Raw genomic sequence first — 25,664 nt, forward strand, 5'->3', positions numbered from 1 at the left:
AAAAAGAATGAGTGAAGAAATCAGAGAAAACATCCATGATGTCAATCTAACCAGCGAAATGAAAGACTCCTTCATCGATTATGCGATGAGTGTTATTGTCGCACGTGCACTGCCTGATGTCAGAGATGGTCTGAAACCCGTTCATCGCCGTATTTTATACGGCATGAACGAATTAGGTGTGACACCGGATAAAGCCCATAAAAAATCTGCCAGAATCGTCGGAGATGTCATGGGTAAATACCATCCTCATGGGGATAGTGCGATCTATGAGTCAATGGTACGGATGGCGCAGCCATTTAGCTATCGTTATATGCTAGTGGATGGCCATGGAAACTTTGGTTCTGTTGACGGTGACGGTGCCGCTGCTATGCGTTATACCGAAGCACGGATGAGTAAAATCGCTACAGAAATGCTGCGTGATATCAATAAGAACACTGTTGATTTCCAAAGCAACTATGATGACACAGAAAAAGAACCCGTTGTATTACCTGCTCGCTTCCCCAATCTTTTGGTGAACGGAACGACGGGGATAGCCGTGGGTATGGCAACGAATATCCCACCTCATAATTTATCTGAGGTAGTAGCGGCTATCGATTTGCTGATGGATAATCCTGATGTGACGACCAATGAATTGATGGAAGTATTACCTGGACCAGATTTTCCAACAGGTGGTTTAGTCATGGGAAAATCAGGAATCCGAAGAGCGTATGAAACAGGTAAAGGTTCTATTACCGTACGTGCAAAAGTTGAGATCACTGAGATGCCAAATGGCAAAGAACGGATCCTCGTGACGGAATTACCTTATATGGTCAATAAAGCCAAATTGATTGAACGGATTTCTGAGTTGCACAGAGACAAGCGTATCGAAGGAATCACGGATTTGCGGGATGAATCTTCCCGTGAAGGCATGCGAATTGTCATTGACATTCGTCGTGACGCCAGCGCATCAGTTATTTTGAATAACTTATACAAATTGACATCCTTACAGAATTCATTTGGATTCAATATGTTGGCCATCGAAAAAGGCGTGCCGAAAGTTTTAAGTTTGAAACAAATCCTTGAAAACTATATCGAACATCAACGCGAAGTCATCACACGACGGACGGTCTTTGAAAAAGAAAAAGCAGAAGCAAGAGCACACATCTTAGAAGGTTTGCGTATTGCTTTGGATCATATCGATGAAATCATTGCGATTATCCGCGGGTCTAAATCAGATGATGAAGCAAAAGCAATAATGATCGAACGGTTCGATTTATCCGATCGCCAATCACAAGCTATCTTAGATATGCGTTTGCGTCGATTGACCGGTTTGGAACGGGAAAAAATCGAAAATGAATACCAAGAACTATTGAAACTGATTGAAGATTTGACTGACATTCTGGCAAGACCCGAACGTGTCACAGAAATCATCAAGAATGAATTAGCAGACTTGAATCAACGATTTGGTGATAAACGACGCACAGAATTACTAGTCGGTGAGGTCTTAAGTCTAGAAGATGAAGATTTGATTGAAGAAGAAGAAATCGTTATTACACTGACAAACAATGGTTATATCAAACGTTTGGCAAATAATGAATTCAGAGCTCAACGAAGAGGCGGGCGTGGTGTCCAAGGAATGGGTATCCACAATGACGACTTCGTCAAGAATCTAGTTTCTTGTTCTACCCATGATACATTGTTATTCTTTACGAATAACGGAAAAGTGTATCGGGCAAAAGGATACGAAATTCCAGAATACGGACGTACAGCCAAAGGTATCCCAATCATCAATTTGCTGGGTATCGACTCGAGTGAAAGCATCCAAGCAATTATTGCGGTGACGGGAGAAGCAGAAGAAGGCCACTACCTCTTCTTTACGACGCGTCAAGGTACAGTTAAACGTACGTCTGTCACTGCTTTCGCTAACATCCGAAGCAATGGTCTGATTGCAATTGGTTTGAAAGAAGATGACGAATTAGTCAATGTTCTATTGACAGATGGACAGTCAAATATCATCATTGGCACACATAACGGCTACTCTGTGACCTTCAAAGAGGAAGCAGTCCGCGATATGGGACGTACAGCTTCCGGCGTCAGAGGGATACGTTTGCGTGAGGAAGACTACGTTGTTGGGGCAGCCCTGATGAAGGAAGACCAAGAAGTACTAGTGATTACAGAAAAAGGTTACGGAAAACGGACCAAAGTATCGGAATATCCAGTGAAAGGCCGCGGAGGTAAAGGAATCAAAACGGCGAATATCACTGAAAAAAATGGTCCACTAGCCGGATTGACCACTGTTTCTGGAGATGAAGACATCATGCTGATTACAGATAAAGGTGTGATTATCCGTTTCAACGTATCGACTGTTTCTCAAACTGGACGTTCAACATTGGGTGTACGTTTGATGAAGATGGAAGCTGATACGAAAGTCGTCACAATGGCAGCAGTCGAGCCAGAAGCGGTAGAACAAACAGTTGAAGAGCAAGCAACAGAAGAATAATCATAAAGATGAGGTGTTTAAGTTAGCAAAGAGGTTGTGACAGAAGTGGTCAGCTTCAAGAAATAAGAAGGAATTCACGAAAATTGCTTCTCAAATTTTTGTGAAATTTCGGCTTATTTTTCGAAGAAGTTACTTCTGGAACACCGTGTAGGAGGTTGTGAAAAAGCTGCTCTGCATCAAGCAGTAAGAACAATCAGACAAAAATAGCATTCCATATTTTTCATCTGATTGGGCTTAGTGCCGTAGATGCAAGCTTTTGAACACCGTTTAAGGAAGAGGTCGTGAGCCTGCCGTTTCACTCTGAGTCACAAGGAGCAATTTCAAAAAAATAGCTTCTCATGTTTGTTGAATAGTGTGACTTGTGACCGAGGAGTTGGCAGGAGAACACCGTTTATTCGAAAAAAGGGAACTGCGACAAGACTTTTGTCACAGTTCCCTTGCTTGCTTTTTTGATTAATTGAATTTCTCTTAAAATATTTAAAACTGTTTATTCTGTATTGCTTTTGACCAAAATAGAGTGTATAATCAAAGCTTGTGAGTAGTCTAATTAATTAGATAACTCTCCTTGCTCTTAGGAACCTAAGAGCCGAAAGTCCACAGGGAGGTGAATATCAATGGAAAACACGAAATATGAAATCATGTACATTATTCGTCCAAACATTGATGAAGAAGCAAAAACTGCTTTAATCGAACGTTTCGATGCAATCTTGAAAGATAACGGAGCAGAAGTTATCGAATCAAAAGATTGGGAAAAACGCCGTTTCGCTTATGAAATGAACGGTTACCGTGAAGGTATCTATCACATCGTTAAAGTATCTTCTCCATCATCAGCAAATGCTGTCAATGAATTTGACCGTCTTGCTAAAATCAACGACGACATCATTCGTCACATGATTGTTAAAGAAGAAGCTTAATTGTTGTTTCATGTGAAACAATAGAAAAACGATGAGAGGAGATGACTATTTTGATTAATAATGTTGTATTAGTTGGACGTCTGACGAAAGATCCAGATTTGCGTTACACAGCAAGTGGTACGGCAGTCGCAACATTTACTTTGGCTGTGAATCGTAATTTTACAAACCAAAGCGGCAATCGCGAGGCTGATTTTATCAACTGTGTGATTTGGCGCAAATCAGCAGAAACTTTAGCAAACTATGCTCGTAAAGGAACACTTTTAGGTGTTACTGGACGTATCCAAACTCGTTCTTATGATAATCAGCAAGGACAACGTGTATACGTGACAGAAGTAGTAGCTGACAACTTCCAATTGCTGGAAAGTCGTTCTGCATCTGAAAATCGCCAACAAAGCGGCGGATTCCAAAGTTCTGGTCAATCAGCTGGCGGATTTGGCGGAAACAATAACTCTAATCAAACATCTCAATCATCCAACGGTATGCCTGATTTCGACCGTGATACTTCTGACCCATTCGGCTCAAGTTCAACGATCGACATTTCAGATGATGATTTACCATTCTAAACGAATTTGATAGGAGGGAAATAGAATGGCACAACAAAGAAGAGGCGGACGTAAACGTCGTAAAGTAGATTACATTGCTGCTAACCATATTGAATATATCGATTATAAAGATATCGAATTACTAAAAAGATTTATTTCAGAACGCGGTAAAATCTTGCCACGTCGTGTAACTGGTACAGGCGCTAAAAACCAACGTAAAATTACTGTTGCAATCAAACGCGCACGTATCATGGGCTTGCTACCTTTCGTTAGCGAAGACTAATAAATCCGAGGAATTGAATGACTGATCCTTTTGATCAGCTATTCAATTCTTTTTTTTCTGTAAAAATAACCGATATTCGTTTAGTCGCTTGAATGACGAAAGTTATGGTAAAATCAAGTTAGTCATATATGGGAGGAAAATTATGGAAAATAAAAACAATCATTTATCCCCAAAACCTCTCTTCCTTATCCTGTTTATACTAATCGAAGTATTGGTAGTCTTAATTTTACCATTTCGTTTTGTTAGCGCTTTGGTCATTCTTTTGATGAATTTATGGGGCGTTCGCTATTGGTTGAAAATGAAACGCTGGCTTATTTTAAATAAACGTGAAAAAATCCAGCAGGCTTCGACCGTAGCCGAAACAAATCTGGCTTATGTCTCAGAAGTCATGCCTGTAGGAGTGATTGCTTATCAGCCATCAAGCCAAAAAATCGAATGGCTCAATCCTTTAGCATTGAAAGTCAAAGATCAAAGTGGATTAACAGAGGAAGAATTGTTAGATACTTTTTTTACTGCAAAAGAAAAAAAGAAAAACCAAGTCTATCTAGCAGATAAAACATTTCAGTTTGATATGGATACAGTAAAGGGTGTCGTTTATTTTAATGATATCACCCAAAACCAGTTGTTGAAACTTCATCAGGCGAACAGTCAGCCAGTAATCGGTATTTTATCTATTGATAACTATGCAGATGCTATTGATAAATTGGATGATAAAGAGATTTCTTATTTGAACTCTTTCGTCACTACACTAGTTTCTGACTGGATGAATGAATACCATGTCTTTTTCAAAAGAATCAACGCAGAACGGTTTTTCTTCGTCGCGCAGATGATCGATTTGAAAAAGATGATGGATAAAAAATTTGATTTGTTGGACCGCTTTCGAGCAGAAGCTGAAAAACAGAGCTCGCCTGTCACCTTGAGTATGGGGATTGCTTATGGCGCAAGATCCCTCGATGAAATCGGTGGAGAAGCTCAGAACAATTTAGATGTTGCTCTAGTCCGCGGAGGCGACCAAGTTGTCGTGAAAGAGGTAAAAGAAGGTGCGAAACCTGTTTATTATGGCGGTAAATCAGCTAAGAATGTCAAACGCACGCGTGTCCGTTCTCGAGCGATGAGTACTGCTTTGCGCCGGATTTTTGATGAAACAGGCGATGTGTTCATCATGGGACATAAATTTCCGGATATGGATGCTTTAGGCTCTGCTTTTGGTGTCAGTTGTCTTGCACGCTTCAACCAGAAAAAGGCTTATATCGTTATCAACGAGAACGAAATCATTCCAGATGTAGAACGTTGTCTCGAAGAAATCGATAAACATCCAGAATTAGAAATGCAATTGATCTCTCCAGAACGCGCCATAGAGCTGAAAAAAGATGAAGACCTCCTCGTGATGGTGGATTATCATAAACCTTCTCTATCGATCTCTCAGAGCCTATATGAGCAATTTGATAAGATCGTGATCATTGATCATCACCGCCGAGGGGAAGAGTTTCCAAGCAAGCCTTTGCTGACTTATATCGAATCTTCAGCCTCTTCCGCTTCAGAGCTAGTTTCTGAGCTGATCCAATACCAAAGCAGCAAAACGAATCGCTTAGATCGCTTTGAGGCCACACTATTACTTGCAGGGATGGTTGTAGATACGAATAGTTTCAATGTTCGTACAACTGCACGAACTTTTGATGTTGCCAGCTATTTAAGGTCTTGTGGAGCAGACGCATCCTTAGTACAATATTTATTGAGCTCGGACTTAGCGACATACTTGGAAATCAGTCATTTGATTGCTGGAAGCGAGTATGTGACTTCTGATATTGTTGTGGCGGCAGGAACAGATGAAAAAGAGTATAATAGTGTCATAGCGGCAAAAACAGCAGATACACTGCTTTCGATGATCAATATCAACGCAGCTTTCGTCATTACGAAGCGGACAGACGGATTGATTGGGATCAGTGCCCGAAGTACCGGTACGATCAATGTCCAAATCATCATGGAATCCTTAGGTGGTGGAGGACACTTCACAAATGCAGCTACTCAACTGGAGAATACGACAGTTGAAGAAACAAAACAGAAGCTTTTTGCTGCAATCAAAGAAAATATGAATCAAATATATGATAAGGAGTAATCCAAATGAAAGTAATTTTTTTACAAGACGTAAAAGGAAAAGGTAAAAAAGGCGACATCAAAGAAGTTCCAGCAGGTTATGCACAAAATTATCTAATCAAAAATAACTTGGCAAAAGAAGCAACGAAAAGTAGTATCAGTCAGTTAGCTGGACAGAAGAAAGCCCAAGAAAAACACGAAGCTGAAATCTTGGAAGAAGCTAAAAAATTAAAAGAATTCTTGGAAAAAGAAGATACGGTAGTCGAGTTAAAAGCAAAAGCAGGGGAAGACAGCCGTTTGTTTGGATCGATTCCTTCAAAACAAATTGCTGAAGGGCTAAACAAACAATACAAAATCAAATTAGATAAACGAAAAATCGAACTAGAAAACCCAATCCGTTCACTAGGCTACACAAACGTACCTGTGAAGTTGCATCATGAGGTGACGGCTACGATCAAAGTTCATGTCGTACAAGAATAACAAGTTTTGATAGTGATGTTCAGCTGGTAAGAAGAACCAGAAGGAGAAAAGACAAACCGAAATTTATCTGAGAAAAGCAGCTGTAGCAACAAAAGCACAAGCTGCATATCGATTTCAGATTGATTTCGGTTTCTTTTTTGAGAACAGTAAAATAGCATGAAGAAAACGAGTATAATAAAAGAGAGCTATTTTTTTAGGATACTTTCGATGCGAATGATGACTTTTCCATCATTTTCTTGTAAAATGAAGCAATTGAAGACAAGGAGCGATACGTATGAATGAAGTGTGGCAGGATCGAATCCCACCGCAAAATATTGAAGCTGAACAAGCGGTTCTAGGCTCTGTTTTTCTTGATGCAGAAACGATCATTGATGCCATGGAGTACATAGAGCCAAAAGACTTTTATCGTCGCGGCCATCAAATTATTTTTGAGACAATGATCGAGTTGAATGATCGTAATGAAGCGATTGACGTTGTTACTGTTAAAGACCGACTAGAACAAGCAAATTTGTTAGAAGATGCCGGTGGTTTAAGTTACCTATCAGATTTGGCTTTAGCAGTTCCGACAGCAGCAAATATCGTCTACTATGCGAAAATCGTTGAAGAAAAATCATTATTGCGTACATTGATTCAGACAGCAACAGGGATCGTTACAAAAGGATTCGAGCAAGGAGAAGAAGTTCAGACGATCTTAGATGATGCAGAACGCAGTATCTTGGAGGTTTCGGAAAAAAGAAATCGAAGCGGCTTTTTATCCATTGCTGAAGTACTGAACTCAACGATTGAAAATATCGATCGACTAGCTCAAAACAATGAAGAAATCACAGGCCTACCAACTGGCTATCAAGGTCTGGACAAAATGACAGCAGGTTTCCAGCCCGAAGAACTAATCATTCTGGCTGCCCGTCCAGCGGTAGGTAAAACAGCGTTCGCATTGAATATTGCTCAAAATGTAGGAACCAAAACAGATCGTTCTGTTGCGATATTCAGTCTGGAAATGGGGGCGGAATCTCTTGTAAATCGGATGCTTTGTGCAGAAGGTTCGATTGAAGCTAGCCATTTGCGTACAGGTCAGCTTTCGGAAGAAGAATGGTCGAATCTGATCGTTGCGATGGGAAGTCTTTCTCGAGCAAATATTTTTATCGATGATACACCAGGGATCAAGATCTCTGAGATCCGCGCGAAATGTCGAAAACTAGCGCAAGAAAAAGGCAACCTAGGCTTGATATTGATCGATTATTTGCAGTTGATTGAAGGGAACGGTAAAGAGAACCGTCAACAAGAAGTATCAGATATCTCCCGCCAACTGAAAAAACTGGCAAAAGAACTGAAAGTACCTGTCATTGCTCTTTCGCAGTTGTCTCGTGGAGTAGAACAGCGACAAGACAAACGTCCAGTACTAAGTGATATTCGTGAATCCGGATCAATCGAACAAGATGCGGACATCGTAGCCTTCTTGTATCGGGATGATTATTATGAAAGAGAAGGCGGAGATGACGATGATGGAAATGAGCCAAAAAATGACAACGTCATCGAAGTCATCATCGAGAAGAACCGAAGCGGTGCGCGAGGAACAGTTGAACTGCTGTTTATCAAAGAATACAATAAATTTTCGTCGCTTTCGCCAAGAGAAGAATTTTAAAGAAGAGGTTGTGGAAGCAGCGTTCAGCCTTGCGCAATGACCAAGGGCACTCGTATAAGATGCGACGAGTAACTGCAAGAGTGACTAGAGCACTTAATTAAAACAGATCTCCAAAGGGATTGTGACAAAAGTCTTGTCACAGTCCCTTTTTCCGAATAAACGGTGTTCCAGAAGTAACTTCTTCGGAAATAAGCCGAAATGCCACAAAAATTTGAGAAGCAATTTTCGTACATTCCTTCTTATTTCTTGAAGTTGACCACTTCTGTTACAACCTCTTTTTTAACAATCATTCTAAAACGATAAAAGTTCGTTTTTTAAGCGTTTTTATAAAATAAAAATAAAAATCATTCGATTTTATTTGAATTATGTATCTATTATTGATACAATGGTTCAGGATTAAATAATATAGAACGAGGTGTTCACATGTCATCTGTAGTAGTAGTAGGTACGCAATGGGGCGATGAAGGGAAAGGAAAAATCACAGACTTTCTCAGTGAAAATGCTGAAGTGATTGCACGGTACCAAGGTGGCGACAATGCAGGGCACACAATCAAATTCAACGGTGTGACTTATAAACTGCATTTGATTCCTTCTGGGATTTTTTATAAAGACAAGATCAGTGTGATTGGAAATGGCGTCGTAGTCAATCCTAAATCATTGGTCAAAGAATTAGCTTATTTACATGAAAAAGGTGTAGAAACAAGTAATCTGCGTATTTCTGACCGCGCACACGTAATCTTGCCTTATCATATCAAATTGGACCAATTACAAGAAGATGCGAAAGGTGAAAACAAAATCGGTACAACGATCAAAGGAATCGGACCAGCTTATATGGATAAAGCCGCTCGTGTAGGTATCCGTATCGCAGACTTATTGGATAAAGAAATTTTTGAAGAACGACTTCGTTTGAATCTAGATGACAAAAACCGTCAATTTGTAAAAATGTTCGATTCAGAACCACTTGATTTTGACGATATTTTTGAAGAATATTATGAATATGGTCAACAAATCAAACAATACGTCACAGATACTTCGGTTATCTTGAATGACGCCTTAGATGCAGGTAAACGAGTGTTGTTTGAAGGGGCACAAGGAGTCATGTTGGATATCGACCAAGGAACCTATCCTTTTGTTACTTCTTCTAATCCAGTAGCCGGTGGTGTTACAATCGGAAGCGGTGTAGGACCTTCAAAAATCAATAAAGTCGTCGGCGTCTGCAAAGCCTATACGTCACGTGTCGGTGATGGACCATTTCCAACTGAACTATTTGATGAAACAGGAGAACAAATCCGCAAAGTAGGGCGAGAATACGGTACGACAACTGGACGTCCTCGTCGTGTCGGTTGGTTTGATTCTGTAGTTATGCGCCATTCTAAACGGGTTTCAGGTATTACCAACCTATCTTTAAACTCAATCGATGTATTAAGTGGATTGGAAACCGTAAAAATTTGCACGGCTTATGAATTAGATGGCGAACTAATCTACCACTATCCAGCAAGCTTGAAAGAGTTGAACCGTTGCAAACCAATCTATGAAGAATTGCCAGGCTGGTCAGAAGATATTACAGGATGCAAAACACTTGCAGAACTGCCAGAAAACGCACGTAACTATGTACGTCGTATCTCAGAGCTTGTTGGTGTACGTATCTCAACATTTTCTGTCGGACCTGATAGAACACAAACAAACATCTTAGAAAGCGTCTGGGCGCAAATCTAAGGATAAAAACGACGACTGAATCAGGACGTTCTTACCAGAGCGAGTCGAAGTGTTTATCTATACGATAATAATAACTTGAACACTGTTTATTCAGAATAAGGGACTGTGACAAAAACCGTGTCACAGTCCCTTTTTTCGAATAAATGGTGTTCAAAGGCTTGCATCTACGGCACTAAGCCCAATCAGATGAAAAATATGGAGTGCTATTTTTATCTGATTGTTCTTACTGCTTGATGCAGAGCAGCTTTTTCACAACCTCTTATTCACGGTGGTCCAGAAGTAGCTTCTACGGAAATAAGCCGAAATTCCACAAAAATTTAAGAAGCAATTTTCGTAAATTCCTTCTTATTTCTTGAAGCTGACCACTTCTGTCACAACCTCTTATTTTGATTAGAACTTGCGAAAATAAACCGGTTAAAGTGTGTCTAGCGCAAGAGATTTGCTATAATAGACGATAAGGGTAAAATGTAACGAGAAGGGGTTGAAAAATGTGTATCAAATTGTAACAGATTCTTGTTGTGATCTGCCATACCATGTATTAGCAGAAGAAAAAATTGATTTTTTATCAATGAATCTCCAATTGAATGATCAAGAGTTAGTAGATGATCTCGGAAAGACATTCAATTATGACCGCTACATGAATCAGCTGAAAAATGGTGCGATGCCTACGACATCACAAATCAATGTTGGCCGATATTTAGAATTTTTCCGTTCTTATGCGGAAAAACAGATTCCTGTCTTATATGTGGCTTTTTCCAGTGGATTAAGCGGCTCTTACAGCAGTGCGCTTCAAGCTGTTGAATTACTGAAGGAAGAATATGAAGACCCTGAGATCTATGTTTTTGATACAAAAGCTGCAAGTATCGGGGAAGGGCTTTTAGTATTGGAAGCTGCAAGATTGAAAAAAGAAGGGAAAAGTATCGAAGAAACCTTAGAGTGGCTGGAAAAAAATTATTTGAAAGTCCATTCATGGGTAACTGTAGACGATTTGAAGTATCTAGAACGAGGCGGTAGGATTTCCAAAGCAAGTGCTACTCTGGGCAGTCTATTGAGTGTAAAGCCTATTATTACGGTAGATAAAGAAGGAAGGCTGACGAATGTTGACAAAGTTCGCGGAAGGAACAAGTCGATCCAGACAATCGTCAATGAGACAGTAAAAACAATCGTTGCGCCACTTGATCAAATCGTTTATGTGGCTTACGCTGGGGATCTAGAGAGCGCGGAGAAGGCAAAACGGCTTTTGGAAGAGCAGATAAAGATGAAAGATGTCAAGCTTTATCCCTTAGGACCAACGATCGCCAGTCACACAGGCTATGGCTGTATCGCGATTTTTTCGATGGGAATCAGTCGATAAAAGCAGTAACTCATTCTGTAAAAATGCCTAGGATTTGAATGTAACAAAAATAGCGACTCTTAAAAGATAGATGAGCATTCTATCTCTTAGAGGTCGCTGTTTTTTTGTTTTTTAAGCTAAATAGGTCGTTACGCCCATAACTCGTTCAATTGTTTTTGAATATCTGTGTTTTCCAAGAATTCATCATATGTCGTATCAGCCCGATCAATCACACCTTTATCTGAAACAGCAATGATACGGTTTGCCAATGTTTGGATAAATTGATGGTCATGAGAGGCAAACAGGATCGAGCCAGTAAATGCCATCAAGCCATCATTCAATGCGGTGATTGATTCTAAGTCTAAATGGTTCGTTGGATCGTCTAATACAAGTACGTTAGCTTTCGAAAGCATCATTTTTGAGAGCATACAACGGACTTTCTCTCCACCAGATAAAACATTTACTGGTTTCAATACTTCTTCACCAGAAAACAGCATTCTTCCTAAGAAACTTCTTAAGAAGGTGTTGTCATCTTCTTCTTTACTTGCATATTGGCGCAACCAGTCTAAAATCGTTAGATCCGTGTCGAATTCTTTCGTTGTATCCTTTGGTAAATAAGAATGACTGGTTGTTACTCCCCAACGTACTGTTCCAGTATCTGGTGTAATTTCACCCATTATAACTTTGAATAGCGTTGTTGTTGTTATATCATTTTCTGCGACAAAAGCAACCTTGTCTTCTTTGTTTAAATTAAAAGATATATCATCTAAGATTTTCTTTCCATCAATCGTTACACTTACATTTTCTACCTGCAATAAGTCGTTTCCGATCTCACGTTCAGGTTTGAATCCAACGAATGGGTAACGTCTAGAAGAAGGCTGGATATCGTCCAAAGTAATTTTTTCAAGCATTTTTTTACGTGAAGTTGCTTGTTTTGATTTTGATGCATTCGCACTAAAGCGAGCAATGAATTCTTGGAGCTCTTTGATTTGTTCTTCTTTTTTGGCATTTGCATTCGCTTGGAGTTTAGCCGCTAATTGACTAGATTCCAACCAAAAATCATAATTTCCTACATAAAGTTTGATTTTACCAAAATCCAGATCCGCCATATGTGTACATACTTTGTTCAAAAAGTGACGGTCATGGGAGACAACGATCACAGTATTTTCAAAATTAATCAAAAATTCTTCCAACCAATTGATCGATTGGATATCCAGACCGTTTGTTGGTTCGTCTAGTAAAAGAACATCAGGTTTACCAAATAGTGTTTGTGCTAACAACACTTTTACCTTTTGTCCGCCAGTCAATTCACTCATTTGCTGATGGTGCAATTCTTCAGGGATGTTCAGTCCTTGCAGTAAAACAGCTGCTTCTGGTTCTGCTTCCCATCCATTAAGCTCAGCAAATTCTCCTTCTAATTCAGCTGCTCGAATACCATCTTCGTCAGTGAAATCTTCTTTCATGTAAATTGCATCTTTTTCTTTCATCACTTCATACAGACGCTTGTGTCCCATGATGACTGTTTCAAGTACAGTATAGTCTTCATAGTCGTAATGGTTCTGTTTCAATACGGCCATCCGTTCATCTGGTCCCATAGTAACGGAACCTGTGGAAGGCTGCAGATCCCCTGATAACACTTTAAGGAACGTTGATTTACCTGCACCATTTGCACCAATCAAGCCATAGCAGTTTCCGGGGGTAAATTTAATATTCACATCATCAAATAGTTTGCGGTCTGAAAAGTGCAAACTCACATCATTTACAGTAATCAATTTTTTTCCTCACTTTTATCATTATTAGTTTTTGACAAGTCTTATAGAATTATATAGGGGAAAGGTAAAAGATTCAAGGCAATCGAACATTCTTTGTGTTTCACGTGAAACAGAATGAAGAAAATAAACATAAAAGAGGAGTAGAAATAGCTGCTATAGGATTTTTTAGTTTGAAACAGCATAATTTTTGACGTTATTTATAAGAAGGAGTACTATAAAACTGTAAAAGAAATGAAAGAAGGATAGAAAATGGATGAAAAAAGAACCATCGACTGGGGCTCATTGATTTTGGGAATTTTATTTGTACTTGTCTCATTGTTATCATTTCAAGACCCTGTCGGAAATTTAGTTGCAATTGTAGTAGTCTTTGCGATTTTTGCATTTATTAAAGGAATATTTGAACTGTTTGTACGTAACAGATTAAAAGAGCTAACAGGATATAAAGGAAAAATGCCCTTAATAATCGGGATCATCGATATTCTAGTTGGCGTCTTTTTCTTATTCAATATTGGTGCAGGAGTCGCAGCATTACCTTTTGTTTTTGCAGTATGGTTTATTGCTGATTCCGTTTTAGCGTTATTTACTGCTGACTTGGCAAGAGGAGTAAGTGAAGGTTATTATTGGTTTACGATCATCGTCAATATTTTAGGAATTTTATTAGGAATTTTCTTATTGTTTAATCCAATTTCTTCTGCGTTGACATTAAGCTTTTTAGTTGGGTTCTATTTTATGTTATTCGGCATCACACATATCGTCTATGCGTTTAGATAAGTGAAATCAAACAAATAAAAAAGCCAGCTTCCGGTAACAGTTTGACTGTTGCAATTGGTAGCTGGCTTTTTTATCATGGACAAATATGCACGAGGTAATCTTTAGGTGTCGAGAAAAATTTATGCAAAAATGTGAAAAGCAATACGCATAAATTTTATCTTAATACTTGAAACATACCGCAGTTATCACAACCTCTTGATATACGGTGTTCAAAAGTTTGCATCTGCGGTAATAAGCCCAACCAAACGAAAAAATATGACGAGCTATTTTTGTTTGGCTGTTCTTATTACTTGATGCAGGGTAGCTTTTTCACAACCTCTTGATACACGGTGCTCCACCTGCTGCTTCTCGGTAATAAGATCGCCGTCCTAGAAAATATGAGGAACTATTTTCTGTCCATCGTTCTTATTACTCGAAGCATAGCGCAGTTTTTACAACCTCTTTTCATATAATTCATTCAATACTGGCAAATCATGGACTTCATATTTTTCTTTGAATGCTTGGATTTCTTCTTCAGAATATTTTCTTGGATCTAAATGCAGATCTTCTACTGGCAATGGGCGCTTGTTATTGATTTTCACATCGATCACTACAGGACGATCTGATTTTGCGGCTGCATCAAAGGCAAACCGAAGTTGCGAGTATTCTGTGACTGTAAAGCTTTTTGCTCCGAGTGCTTCTCCAACTTTACCGAAATCTGCATCTTCTAAAAATACACCGAATTTCTTTTGTTCCGTATCTTCTTGTTCTGCTTCGATGAAACCATAAGAATCATTAGAAAAAACAACATTGATAATTGGAAGCTGATATTTAACTTGTGTAATGATATCTTGCATGACCATAGCAAATCCGCCATCACCACTTAAGGTAAATACTTGTTTTTCTGGGTAGCTTAGTTGTGCGGCAATTCCTCCAGGCACACCATTACCCATAGTGGCGAACCATCCAGAGGTTGTATGTTTTTGTTTACCGTTCATATTTAATAAGCGAATAGAATGGATAGTCGTGTTACCGACATCTGTGACGAAAATCGCATCGTCTTCAGCAATCCGATTGATTTCTTTATAGACAGCCTCTGGTCGAATCGGTTCTTCCTCACGATCTTCAAAAGATTTCAACCAATTTACCCATTTTACTTTATTTTCCTGATTTGCTAGGTACCAGCTATCAGCAGGACGAGTATCACCTAATTCGACCAGTCTTTGCAAAGCTGTGTTTGCATCACCGAGAATCGACAGAGATGTTTCATGGCGCCGCCCGAATTTTGACGCATCAATATCGATTTGGATAAATTCAGCAGTTGGATTAAAAAATGCACGTCCAAACGGGAAGTCGCTGCCGACAAATAAGATTAGATCGGCTTCTGCCAATGCTTCATTTCCGGGTTTAGTAGCGACACGTCCAGCAAAACCAAGAAAGTTTTCATAATCATCAGGAATAATTCCTTTTGCTAGAACGGAAGCGACAATAGGAACTGAAAAATGTTCTGAAAATTCTTTGATTTGCGGAAATCCGTTTCGCGTTCCTTGACCAACATAAAGAACTGGTTTTTTTGCTTTTTCAAGATAAGGCAAAGCAGCCAGCAAATCTTTTTCTTCTGGTAATATCACACTTGTTTTATGAGTGTGAGCAGTAGAGAAAGGTTGTTCATCAATTTCTTCAAACCCAAGATCAACAGGAATAGTTACGATAGCCACACCTTTATGCTCATAGGCGGCTTTAATGGCTTCATCTACGACATGTGGAAGACTTTGGGGCGTCATGACTGTACGATTGTATACGCTGACATCTGCGAAAATAGGATTTTCATTTAATTCTTGGAAAGAGTTATAGTTCATGGATGTAGAAGCAACTTGTCCTAAGAACGCTACTAGAGGTACATGGTCCATCTGTGCATCATACAAACCATTGATCAAATGTGTCGCACCAGGTCCTGCAGAGCCGAAGACAGCGCCAACTTTCCCGGTTAATTTTGCATCTGCGGCGGCTGCTAGTGCACCGACTTCTTCATGACGGACTTGAATATATTTGATTTCGTTTTTTTCGTGATATAGCGCATCCATAATCGAATTGAAAGATCCTCCGGGAATGCCATAAATATGGTCGATGCCCCAGCTTTCAAGAACTTTTACCATTGCGACTCCTGCATTGATTTTTGACATGGTGTTTCACTCCTTTAGCAATGATGATTCATAATTTTTTGGTATCTAGAGTATAGAACTTTTTATCGAAAATCCCAACTAATTCGTCTTTTCACAAAAATGTAGTCATGTTTTTGGGAATATGCTAGAGTAGTACATAAATAGATTCAAGAGAGGGGAATGGCATGGTTGAATGGCTATTGAGGCTTGATCCTTGGCAGCAAGCACTTGCTGGGACAGCTTTTACTTATTTTATGACAGCTCTTGGTGCCGGATTGGTTTTTTTCTTTAAAGAAATCAAAAAAGAAGTGCTAAATTTGATGTTAGGATTTGCTTCTGGTGTCATGATTGCTGCAAGTTTTTGGTCCTTGCTCGATCCAGCAATTACAAAAGCAGAAGAAAATGGAGATATTGCTTGGCTAGTTGTAAGTATTGGATTTGGTTTAGGTGGGATGTTTTTATATATGGCAGATAAAACACTGCCCCATATGCATTTTGGACCGCAACATGAAGCAGAAGGATTGCCTACCCATTTAAAGCGGACAATCTTGCTTGTTTTTTCTATTACATTGCATAATGTTCCTGAAGGTTTAGCCGTGGGGGTAGCATTCGGTGCAGCAGCAACTGCGAATAATCCGACAGCCGCTATACTAGCCGCTGTCTCGGTGGCGCTAGGTATTGGTATCCAAAACTTCCCAGAAGGAGCAGCTGTATCAATCCCATTGCGACAAGAAGGTCTGAGCCGTAAAAAGGCCTTTGTTTACGGACAAGCTTCTGGAATCGTTGAACCAATCGCTGGGGTGATTGGCGCACTACTAGTAACGAAAGTGGAGCTGCTGCTTCCTTATGCACTTGCTTTTGCTGCAGGAGCGATGATTTATGTCGTGGTGGAAGAATTGATTCCCGAAGCACAGCAGACATTGTCCAGCAAACGTCATTTTGCAGTTTTTGGTGTTATGAGCGGATTTATCATTATGATGATCTTGGATGTAGCATTAGGATAATTGGGAAAATTCATATATGATATATCAAATAGGGTCGCGAACTTATGTCGTGACCCTGTTTTTAAGTAAGTTATATCATAACGGAGTGATTATGTGATTCATTAATAATAGTTTTTTCGATGTGTATTGCCTTTGATCCAACGAACGAGCCAGATGATAAGAGCGATTGGAATCAAAACTTTGACCGCAAACCATAAAAGGCCACTTACGACACTAACAAAAAGACTGATGACAAAGCTAGCAGCAATCAACACTAAAAGAACCATGAAGATATTTAAGAACATATTTTTTTGACGCATACAAAACCCTCCTCTTGTTCATTCTTTACTATAGAAAAAGTATAACAGGGATTCTCTAAAAACACCTCCAACTGCAGACTGATTTTTACTTCATCTGCTTAAATGATCAAACAATTGCTTTTTCCCTTGTTTATCATCTAAAATAGAGCGGAAAAGGAGGAGAATATCATGCCTAAAAATCGTCTTGAAGCATTTACAGATGCTGTAATCGCCATTATCATGACTATTTTAGTTTTAGAACTTCATGAACCTAACGGAGATACGTGGGAGGCGCTCGCAGCATTAGGCTACCGATTTTTTATCTATATTGTCAGTTTCATCATCTTAGCGATTTATTGGAACAATCATCATCATTTATTTCAAGTTGTACATAAGATAAATGGACGGGTCTTATGGGCGAATAGTTTCTTTATTTTTGCGCTTTCACTTTTTCCATTTGCCACTTCATGGATCAGTGAGTACATCAATAGTCTGGCTCCAGAAATGACTTATGGTTTTGTTACCTTGATCGCTAACATTGCGTATTATATCTTGGCAAAAGAACTTGTCAAAGCAAATAAGGGTCACGAGAAAGCATTGAAGGCGATGCTGAATGATTACAAGAAATCGTACTTATCGATTGGCTTGAATGTCTTAGGAATTGTCTTAGGCTATTTAGTAGCGCCAGTAGCCGTGCTGATCGCAAACATCGTGATTCTGGCTGCTTGGATCATCCCCAGCCGTACCATCGAATCACAATATCGGTAAAATGATCTTTGTTTAAAATTTAAGAGAAAAATATAGAAAAAATAATCAAACGATCAAATATCCGAGTGATACTAGTATTCAAAGAGGGATGCAGATGGATCAAAAAAGACTTCATGTAGGACTGATTACTAGTTTTGTCACGATGCTTATTTATTTGGATCAAGGTCATTTGACTTGGACAGTAGTTAGTGTCACGGTATTTTTGACATTATTCGCAGCAATAAAAAAATAAACATCTTTATGTAAGCTAACATTCTATCTATTTAATAAAATCAGGTTTACAGCAGTATGATTCTGTTGTAAACCTGTTTTTATTTGTGGAAAATTTTTATTTTTAGGAAAGTGTATTGAAATATAAATCGTTAGTTTTTCCACAGTGGATAACTTTATGATAGCTAAAAAAGCAATAGATTAGTTAAAGGAGGCATATAGCTTTCTTTTGTCAGGGGATATACAATAGAAATGAATAAATATTAACGAGAATTCAGATGGGGTTAAAAAAGTAAATTCAGAGGAGTGAAAAATAACTAAACAACTATATTTAACTTGTTATTTAATAGTTAAAAAATAACGATACACTTGTTTTGATTTCTCTGCTACTTCTAAAAAACTGCTGCTTTTTCCTTTGAAATGTCTTCAAAAAGTAGGATCAGGTAAAATCTACTGGCAGAAATCAAGGAAAAAGATACCTTCATAAGAGAGAAAAATGATAGAAAAGAAGAAAAATTATTTATAGAACAAGCTTTTTGTAACAAATTAATATACCTATACGGGGTATAAAGAAGAGCGAAGATTTCTCAATCGATTTAAGTGTCGAATAGGAAAATGCTAAGATTTAAAGCATGTAAGCTAAAAAAATAATCATTTTTGATTAAAATGCGTACTTAAATTATGAACGGCTTATGGTAATACTTGTTTTTCAAGTAAAAAGAGCAAACCTAACCAATTTAACGAATAAAAAGGGAAAGTAAACAAAATATATATTTCTGTACTTTTTGTGATAGCGCTTTAATGATACACTTGAAAGGAGGAATAAGCCTATCTAAGAGTTTCTTTATAAACTATCAGACAATGTTTCCTTTAAACATATGGAAAACTGGAGCAGGTATTCTACTCCAGTCATATGAGTGTGTTGATACTATTTTTTTGAATAGGGATTGCTAAATGGAAAATCGTACCCTCTTTGTTGCTTTTAACTCGAAGAAGCCAATCATTTTTTCGAACGAGGGAGGCAACAATAAATAGTCCGAGCCCAGTTCCTCCAGCTGTAGTTTTCGTTGTAAAAAACGGAGTGAATATCTTATCTCGTATTTCTTCTGGAATACCAGGTCCATTATCTGCTATTTTGATAAAGACCCAATTTTTTCCTTGTTGCGAAACAGGGATATCCATCATGCATTTAGAAAGTTCCGCGCATTTTTTTGATGTGATGTGTATATGGGCATCGTTTTTTGCTTGATAAGCGTTCATTATCAAATTATAGAGGACGATTTGCAGATCTTCTTTTTCAAATCTGCTACTTCCATTAGCGGAAAGTTCAGTATCTAGAATGATTGTCTTAGGAAGTAAAATACGAATCGTTTGTATCGCTTCTTGAACCGTTTCTGATACTTGATGGACTGACTGTTCCCCTGAATGTACTTTTGAAAAGCGCAAGACATTGGTAGAAAGTTGCAGTCCTTTTTCTGCAGATTGATAGATTTCTTTTAAATCTTCAGTTAATTGTTCATCTTCTTGGCGTTCTTCTATCAAAAGCTGCAAGTTACCGATCATGGGTGTCAAGAAGTTGTTCATGTCATGAACGATCGTAGTAGTAAATAAACCGATTGTCTCTAATTTGGATTCTTGAAGGATACTTTTTTCCAGCTCATATTTTTCTTGTAAAAGCAGTTGTCGTTCTTGTAGACGAATATTCTCTAAGTAAGTTTCATTTCGTTTTACATAATAGCGGATGGAAACAGTTAACAAAAAAATAATGACTAGCAAGAACATTAACAATCCTAGTGTAATCAGGTTATCCTGTAGGAGCAGCCCATTTCTTTCGTAATAATCTTCATTGCTAGCAGCGATAAGTCGAGCGTTACCAACTGTAAACCACTCATAGGAAGAAATCTTTATCACTTGTTTAGGATGTTTTTTTGTCCACCAGTATGAATAGTAGGTCAGGCTGCCTTTTTTATGTTTCAGTTGTTCTTTTTCTAGCTGCTCCAAACTAGCAAAATCAAAAGTTGGGAATTTTTCTTTTCGATCATCTACCACTGTTAAGCCAATCTGTTCCTGAGAAGGATGCATGATGATCTTCATTTCTGTATTTTTGACCATTGTATAGCCGATGACTGCAGAATCTTTTGAAATATTGGTCTGATAAATCTGTTGTAAATCAAGCGGCATGACGAGTAGAACTTGTTTTTTAGAGGCGAGAGAAACTTGCTGGTATAAATTTATGTAAGCGTGATGTTGATGGAAATACACATCACCATTTTCAATAGTATTCTCTGACAAAGCTGTTGAAAACAAAGGATCAGCTGTTAGGGTTTTTGGTATATCAGTAAAGGCACTCTGAAATTTATATTGGTGAATAAGTTGACCATTAGAAGAGAAAAGGAAAATACCGATTGCAGCTTTTTGATTTTTAGATATAGAGACATCAGATAAATCAGAAGCAAGTTCCTCGTTTTTTATTTGTCCGCTGTACTTGTCCAGTAAGCATTGATAAGAAAAAATCTTTTCTTTGATCAATTCAATAGCAGAATGATTGATTTGAGCTAATTGCACTTCTGCAGATTTTACAGCTTTTTCTTGTGAAGTATGAAAACTGGCAAGTGTAAAAATAATTCCGCTGATCGTCAGCAGCAGGATCAGTGCGATGGGAGCATAGAGACCTTTGTTTGTAGGTTTTTTCATTGTTCGTTCCTTTCTGTTGCTAATCTATCAAATAAAAATAGAGGAGGAGTTTTTGTGCGAAATGAAAAAATTTTAGTTGTAGACGATGAGCCGGCGATTCGGAGACTGATTTGGAAGTCTCTACAATCTACAGGCATTTTAGTTTATCAAAGCGACTCAGTAGAAAAGACGATTGAAATCATGTCACGTGTGACATTTGATCTTTTTTTACTTGATATCAGCCTTGATTATGAAAACGACGGATATCATTTAGCGCAATTGATCCGAGAAGAAGATCTAGCCGTTCCATTACTTTTTCTAAGTGGTAAGAAAAGCGAAGAGGCGATGATTACCGGTTTAGAAGTAGGAGCAGATCAATATTTGACTAAGCCTTTTTCTTTAGATCTTTTACGCGCACAAGTGACAGCAGCTTTAGATCGTAATAAAGCGATTCGCAACCAGTCTGCCCATCCTATAAAAGGAGAGATCAAAGCCGGAGATTTTCGATTTGACCCAATACGTTATCAATTGTTTAAAAAAGATTGTCTGATCAAATTATCATCTAAAGAACTTCAGTTGATCCGTTTTTTCATGGAAAATCCAGATCAGGTCTTTTCCAAAGAACAAATTTATCGCAGTGTTTGGAATGATGAGCATTTTGATGCCAATACGATCATGGTTTTTATCAATCATTTAAGAAATAAAATCGAAGCCGACCCCAAAAACGCAAAGTATTTAAAAACGATTTGGGGGATCGGCTATACATTCTTGCCTGATGGAGACAAGGAATGTTCTAAAAATGAAAAATAAATACTTAAAGCAAGTAGATCAGCAGAACCGCCGGGGCTTAAATGCCGTTTGGTCAAATGGAGGTCATAAATTGTCAGTTCATGGATAAATGCTTGCGCTGATAAATTTTTTTTGAACAGATAGCTGCTTTCAGCTTGTACTTGCTTTAAAGCTTCAAAGCCGCCACGATGGAGCAAATTGCTGTCTTGTGTCTCACTCATCAAAAAAATCAATGCATATAAGTATTTTATCTCTTGGTTGTTCTGCGTATGCTGCCGTAAAAAATCTAACAGCTTATTTAGTGTAGGGTAGCCGCTTGCTGCTTCGCCTCGGATTCCGGTACTGCCGTGTTCGAGATAAAGTTTTTCTCCATAAGTCAATGATTCTTTATCTTTACATGAGAGGTGCTGAAAATCTTTTTCTACTATTCCGGAGACGATCTGCTTTGCTATTTGAAGGACAGACTCAGTATCTTTCTTTGTAAAGGGAAGGGTAGCACCTTTTTTGATATATAGCCCTGTAGCACCTAGAAGAATCGCAAAAGAGAAATTAGCACCCTTATGTGTATTTATACCATTTGTTGCGTGTAGCATTGCTTTTTCTGCTTTTTTTCCAATCTTTCGTAACTGTTCAAAAAGTAAAGGAGCATCTCCTTTATGATTATAACCAGCCTCTGCATATTGATAAAAAAAGGGGGCTAAACTGACGATACTGTCGAGAAAAGTATAAAAATCCATATCGTGATGAGCGCCATTCGAGTAGCGATCGACCAGTCCGGGTTTTGGAGTAAGTGAGACTTCGTATAGCAAAGCCTTTTCTGCATAACTACTGATGGTCTTTAATAAAGGATTAGTCAATTTTTTGCCGCTCCATTTCTTCTAGAATGAATTTTAGCGAGTGATCTAAATGTTCATGGATCAATAAAGTGAGTTGCTCTTTGTTTTTTGTTTTCATTCCTCGATAGATAAGCCAATGTTCCTCCAGGGCTGTATTTCTACGTTTAGAGGAACGAATGGCAATATCACGAAAGTAGATAAGGTAAGATTGCAATTCTAATACAATTCCTTTTAGCCGAAGCATTTGGCTCTTTTCATAAATAAATGCATTGAAATCGGAGAAATTTTGTAGTAATTCATCTACTTGATCTTCTCTATTTAATTTCTCCCCATATATCAACAGCGCTTTCATTTTTTTAAAATCGTCAGTTGTCATTTGATCCATAGCTTTAATTGCGGCGAGTGTATCAAGCGATTTTCGAATATCGTAGATTTCATGAGCATCTTTCGTACTTATTCCTTTTACTACGACACCGATTTTAGGAACATATGTGACTAATTTTTCTGTAGTTAATTGCTTTAGCGCATAACGGATCGGGGTACGGCTGATATTCAAGATCTCAGAAAATTCTTTTTCGTTGATTCGCGTACCAGCAGGAATTTCTCCTAAAATAATCGTTTTTCGAAACGCTTCGTAAAGTAAGATTTTCAAGGTCTTATTTTGTGAAAAATCAAGATTTTTTTTGACTGCATCAATAATCGAGCTCATTTGCCAACTCCTTTCTGACTATCTGAATTGGATTCTAAAAATCAAATAATCAAGCAACTAAAGGAATCATAACGAAAAAAATAACAAAAAACAATTATATATAAAAACAAATTTTCGAATTAATCTTTTTATGGTTATTTATTGAGGAATGTAAAGCGGCATATGTCCTAAAAGAATGATCGTAACGACGAAAATGATGAAGATCCCTAATGCATACTTTGCCGCTTCTTTTTGCCATTGTCCCATATCTAAACCTGTCAGGCGCAAAAGCAGATAAATAAATGCGACTAGCGGACTCAGTAAATGAAAAGCCTGTCCTAATAAGGAGGCAAGAGCCATCTGCATATTAGTAAATCCATAAGCACGACCTGCTTCTGCTAAGACTGGTAAAACACCAAAATAGAAACCATCATTTGAAATAAAAAATGTTCCTGGTGCAAAGATCAAAGCAATGACCAATCCCCAAAACCCAGCAAGCTGCTGAGGAATAAGGTGCGTGAAACTATTAGCTAAAGCGGTGGCCATACCGGAACCTTGGAATAAGCCCATGAAGATTCCTGCGGCAAAAACAAGGATGACTACTTGAACAGCATCGCCACCATTTGCGCCGATTCGTTCTGATTGCTCTTTCAATACTGGGTAATTGACCATCAAAGCAATACATGTTCCTACTAAAAACAAAAGGATAGGTGGAAGAGCAATACTTGAGATGAAAGAACTGGCAACTAACCAGCCGATGAGAAGAATCGTCAATGCAGCATTGAATAAAAAATTTTGTGGACAACGAATCTTTAGCATATCTGGATCAGAAACAGTTGTCATTTCTTTGATTTCTGCATCTGTCAACTCAGTGATTCCAAGCCTCGCCCGCTCTTGTTTTCCCATACGACGAGCAACAAATAAGATGACATAAAGCAATGAGAAAAACATTCCTGGGAGCAAATAAGTCAAGATATCCGCATCAACTTCTAGAACTGCCATTGCACGAGCAGTTGGTCCACCCCAAGGAAGCAGATTCATGATAGTGTTTTGAAGGATGATCAGCACACCAAGATTCATCATTTTCATCTTTAGTTTTTTATAGATTGGGATGAACGCAGAGCAACAAATCAATGTAGTTGTCGTTCCATCCCCGTTTAGTGATACTGCTGCTGCAACGACTGCAGTCGCCACTAGGACTTTCATTGGATCTCCCTTAGCAAAATAGATCATTTTCCTTGTAATCGGGTCAAATAAACCTGCGTCTAACATAATTGAAAAGTATAAAATAGCAAAAAGTAGCATAATCCCTGTATTTGCTGTAGTAGCTACACCTTCTAAGACAAAATCGCCGATATTTCCTTTATCGGCTACACCAGCTAGCATCGCGATAATTGTAAAACAAAGTGGGATAATAACTAACGCTGTAAATGGTGACATTTTCTTTTTCATAATGACAAACATAAACACGATAATCATTGCATAAGATAAAATTGTAAGTATCATGATAGTTCTTCCTCTCTAATTCTAAAATAAATGTAAGCGTTGACATGTTGCTGTAAAAAAATAAATACATTTGGCTCTTGAGCCACCTCACGCCTCCTTTTTGTTTTTTATCAATTCATTGCTTAACGTGGTTAAGAATAATCAATATGAAATACAGTGAAAAGATGAATGATGAAAAAGAACAGAGAAAAAACAATTCCTAAACTTATTTCTTAGCTTTAGCTTAATAAGTTCTTAACGAAATATTAATTCGAAGAAAATACTTATATACCAACGTTTTAAAGAGTTTTATTTATTTTTTGAAAAAAAGGAACAGCGAAAAAACAATTCAAACATAAAATAATGCTAGCTGATTTTTTAGTTATTTTTATAATGGAAATGAGTCGAATAACGGAGAAAGGAGAAAGGGCTTGAACTTTTTGAAAAACTTGTTCAAAAAAGAAAAGCAGCAAAAAGAAGAATTTCACACAAAACATCCATCAAACGAAGCTTTATTTTCAGATGAATGGGAAGCGGTTCCAGAATATATTCCCACAAGTTCCGAAAATAACGAGATAGTGAGTGTAATCTCTGCTGCTATTGTTGCCAACGATCAGCCAAAAAGCCGATTCGTAGTCAGAAGTATCCAAGAACGCAATCCTGAAGCTGTACTTGTCTCCATGATTGCGACAAGTATCGTAGCAGGAGAAAAAGAAAAATCGCAATTCATTGTAAGAAAAATTATGAGAAAAAAAGAGAAATAATT

The 25,664-nt window shown here is 38.1% G+C and carries 22 protein-coding genes; 15 read left to right on the top strand and 7 right to left on the bottom strand.

Annotation, left to right across the window (positions count from 1 at the left end):
* Positions 1–7 precede the first annotated feature (7 nt).
* From gyrA to AB3I27_RS03330, 9 genes are all read left to right on the top strand, one after another.
* Positions 8–2,479, top strand: coding sequence for a DNA gyrase subunit A (gene gyrA / locus AB3I27_RS03290; protein ID WP_104760342.1), 2,472 nt, complete (start codon positions 8–10; stop codon positions 2,477–2,479).
* A gap of 614 nt (positions 2,480–3,093) precedes the next feature.
* Positions 3,094–3,393 carry a 30S ribosomal protein S6 gene (gene rpsF, locus AB3I27_RS03295; RefSeq protein ID WP_002288366.1) on the top strand — a complete coding sequence of 100 codons (300 nt, stop codon included), beginning with the start codon at positions 3,094–3,096 and terminating at the stop codon, positions 3,391–3,393.
* 50 nt (positions 3,394–3,443) lie between these two features.
* On the top strand, positions 3,444–3,956 hold the full coding sequence (gene ssb / locus AB3I27_RS03300) for a single-stranded DNA-binding protein (RefSeq protein ID WP_002288368.1): 513 nt from the start codon (positions 3,444–3,446) through the stop codon (positions 3,954–3,956).
* Positions 3,957–3,981: 25 nt separating this feature from the next.
* Positions 3,982–4,218 (top strand): 30S ribosomal protein S18, encoded by a 237-nt coding sequence (gene rpsR / locus AB3I27_RS03305; RefSeq protein WP_002288370.1) that lies wholly within the window; start codon positions 3,982–3,984, stop codon positions 4,216–4,218.
* Positions 4,219–4,360: 142 nt separating this feature from the next.
* Positions 4,361–6,334 (top strand): DHH family phosphoesterase, encoded by a 1,974-nt coding sequence (locus AB3I27_RS03310; protein ID WP_368022902.1) that lies wholly within the window; start codon positions 4,361–4,363, stop codon positions 6,332–6,334.
* Between the two features lie 5 nt (positions 6,335–6,339).
* On the top strand, positions 6,340–6,792 hold the full coding sequence (rplI, locus tag AB3I27_RS03315; protein WP_002288372.1) for a 50S ribosomal protein L9: 453 nt from the start codon (positions 6,340–6,342) through the stop codon (positions 6,790–6,792).
* Between the two features lie 274 nt (positions 6,793–7,066).
* Positions 7,067–8,434, top strand: coding sequence for a replicative DNA helicase (gene dnaB, locus AB3I27_RS03320; protein ID WP_002288373.1), 1,368 nt, complete (start codon positions 7,067–7,069; stop codon positions 8,432–8,434).
* A gap of 423 nt (positions 8,435–8,857) precedes the next feature.
* A complete protein-coding gene (locus tag AB3I27_RS03325; RefSeq protein WP_002309895.1) occupies positions 8,858–10,150 on the top strand; it encodes an adenylosuccinate synthase in 1,293 nt (430 codons plus the stop codon).
* Positions 10,151–10,640: 490 nt separating this feature from the next.
* Complete coding sequence (locus AB3I27_RS03330; protein WP_002316532.1) at positions 10,641–11,504, top strand: DegV family protein; 864 nt, start codon at positions 10,641–10,643, stop codon at positions 11,502–11,504.
* A gap of 128 nt (positions 11,505–11,632) precedes the next feature.
* Here AB3I27_RS03330 and AB3I27_RS03335 read toward each other — a convergent pair whose 3' ends face one another.
* Positions 11,633–13,255, bottom strand: a complete 1,623-nt coding sequence (locus tag AB3I27_RS03335; protein ID WP_002292637.1) for an ABC-F family ATP-binding cassette domain-containing protein — start codon at positions 13,253–13,255, stop codon at positions 11,633–11,635.
* A 249-nt stretch (positions 13,256–13,504) separates the two neighbouring features.
* Here AB3I27_RS03335 and AB3I27_RS03340 point away from each other — a divergent pair, with 249 nt between their 5' ends.
* Positions 13,505–14,026 carry an HdeD family acid-resistance protein gene (locus AB3I27_RS03340; protein ID WP_002309892.1) on the top strand — a complete coding sequence of 174 codons (522 nt, stop codon included), beginning with the start codon at positions 13,505–13,507 and terminating at the stop codon, positions 14,024–14,026.
* 431 nt (positions 14,027–14,457) lie between these two features.
* Here AB3I27_RS03340 and spxB read toward each other — a convergent pair whose 3' ends face one another.
* The gene (gene spxB / locus AB3I27_RS03345; RefSeq protein ID WP_002313922.1) at positions 14,458–16,188 is read right to left on the bottom strand and encodes a pyruvate oxidase; all 1,731 of its coding nucleotides are present in this window, start codon (positions 16,186–16,188) and stop codon (positions 14,458–14,460) included.
* Positions 16,189–16,352: 164 nt separating this feature from the next.
* On the opposite strand from spxB, the gene AB3I27_RS03350 reads away from it, so the two are divergent.
* Positions 16,353–17,171 carry a ZIP family metal transporter gene (locus tag AB3I27_RS03350; RefSeq protein ID WP_368022903.1) on the top strand — a complete coding sequence of 273 codons (819 nt, stop codon included), beginning with the start codon at positions 16,353–16,355 and terminating at the stop codon, positions 17,169–17,171.
* A 101-nt stretch (positions 17,172–17,272) separates the two neighbouring features.
* On the opposite strand, the gene AB3I27_RS03355 is transcribed toward AB3I27_RS03350, so the two are convergent.
* Positions 17,273–17,470: a hypothetical protein gene (locus AB3I27_RS03355; protein WP_002309889.1), complete on the bottom strand. Its 198-nt coding sequence runs from the start codon at positions 17,468–17,470 to the stop codon at positions 17,273–17,275.
* A 168-nt stretch (positions 17,471–17,638) separates the two neighbouring features.
* Between AB3I27_RS03355 and AB3I27_RS03360 the strand changes: the two genes are divergently transcribed.
* On the top strand, positions 17,639–18,217 hold the full coding sequence (locus AB3I27_RS03360) for a TMEM175 family protein (RefSeq protein WP_002309888.1): 579 nt from the start codon (positions 17,639–17,641) through the stop codon (positions 18,215–18,217).
* Between the two features lie 94 nt (positions 18,218–18,311).
* On the top strand, positions 18,312–18,449 hold the full coding sequence (locus AB3I27_RS03365; protein ID WP_002320647.1) for a hypothetical protein: 138 nt from the start codon (positions 18,312–18,314) through the stop codon (positions 18,447–18,449).
* A gap of 887 nt (positions 18,450–19,336) precedes the next feature.
* Here AB3I27_RS03365 and AB3I27_RS03370 read toward each other — a convergent pair.
* Complete coding sequence (locus AB3I27_RS03370) at positions 19,337–21,121, bottom strand: sensor histidine kinase (RefSeq protein ID WP_368022904.1); 1,785 nt, start codon at positions 21,119–21,121, stop codon at positions 19,337–19,339.
* Positions 21,122–21,175: 54 nt separating this feature from the next.
* Between AB3I27_RS03370 and AB3I27_RS03375 the strand changes: the two genes are divergently transcribed.
* A complete protein-coding gene (locus tag AB3I27_RS03375) occupies positions 21,176–21,910 on the top strand; it encodes a response regulator transcription factor (protein WP_087063299.1) in 735 nt (244 codons plus the stop codon).
* Here AB3I27_RS03375 and citG read toward each other — a convergent pair.
* The 3 genes from citG to AB3I27_RS03390 all read right to left on the bottom strand — a co-directional run bounded on the left by citG (position 21,859) and on the right by AB3I27_RS03390 (position 24,919).
* Positions 21,859–22,746 (bottom strand): triphosphoribosyl-dephospho-CoA synthase CitG, encoded by an 888-nt coding sequence (gene citG, locus AB3I27_RS03380; protein ID WP_002309884.1) that lies wholly within the window; start codon positions 22,744–22,746, stop codon positions 21,859–21,861. The genes AB3I27_RS03375 and citG overlap by 52 nt on opposite strands.
* Positions 22,739–23,434, bottom strand: a complete 696-nt coding sequence (locus tag AB3I27_RS03385) for a GntR family transcriptional regulator (protein WP_104760346.1) — start codon at positions 23,432–23,434, stop codon at positions 22,739–22,741. The genes citG and AB3I27_RS03385 overlap by 8 nt, the downstream gene beginning before the upstream one ends.
* A 138-nt stretch (positions 23,435–23,572) precedes the next feature.
* Entirely contained in the window at positions 23,573–24,919 is a 1,347-nt protein-coding gene (locus AB3I27_RS03390; protein WP_104760347.1) for a CitMHS family transporter, read from the bottom strand.
* A 410-nt stretch (positions 24,920–25,329) separates the two neighbouring features.
* Between AB3I27_RS03390 and AB3I27_RS03395 the strand changes: the two genes are divergently transcribed.
* On the top strand, positions 25,330–25,662 hold the full coding sequence (locus tag AB3I27_RS03395; RefSeq protein WP_002312306.1) for a hypothetical protein: 333 nt from the start codon (positions 25,330–25,332) through the stop codon (positions 25,660–25,662).
* The last annotated feature ends 2 nt before the right edge of the window (positions 25,663–25,664 follow it).

The sequence above is a fragment of the Enterococcus sp. C46 genome (assembly GCF_040887565.1).
Taxonomy (GTDB): Bacteria; Bacillota; Bacilli; order Lactobacillales; family Enterococcaceae; genus Enterococcus_B; species Enterococcus_B lactis.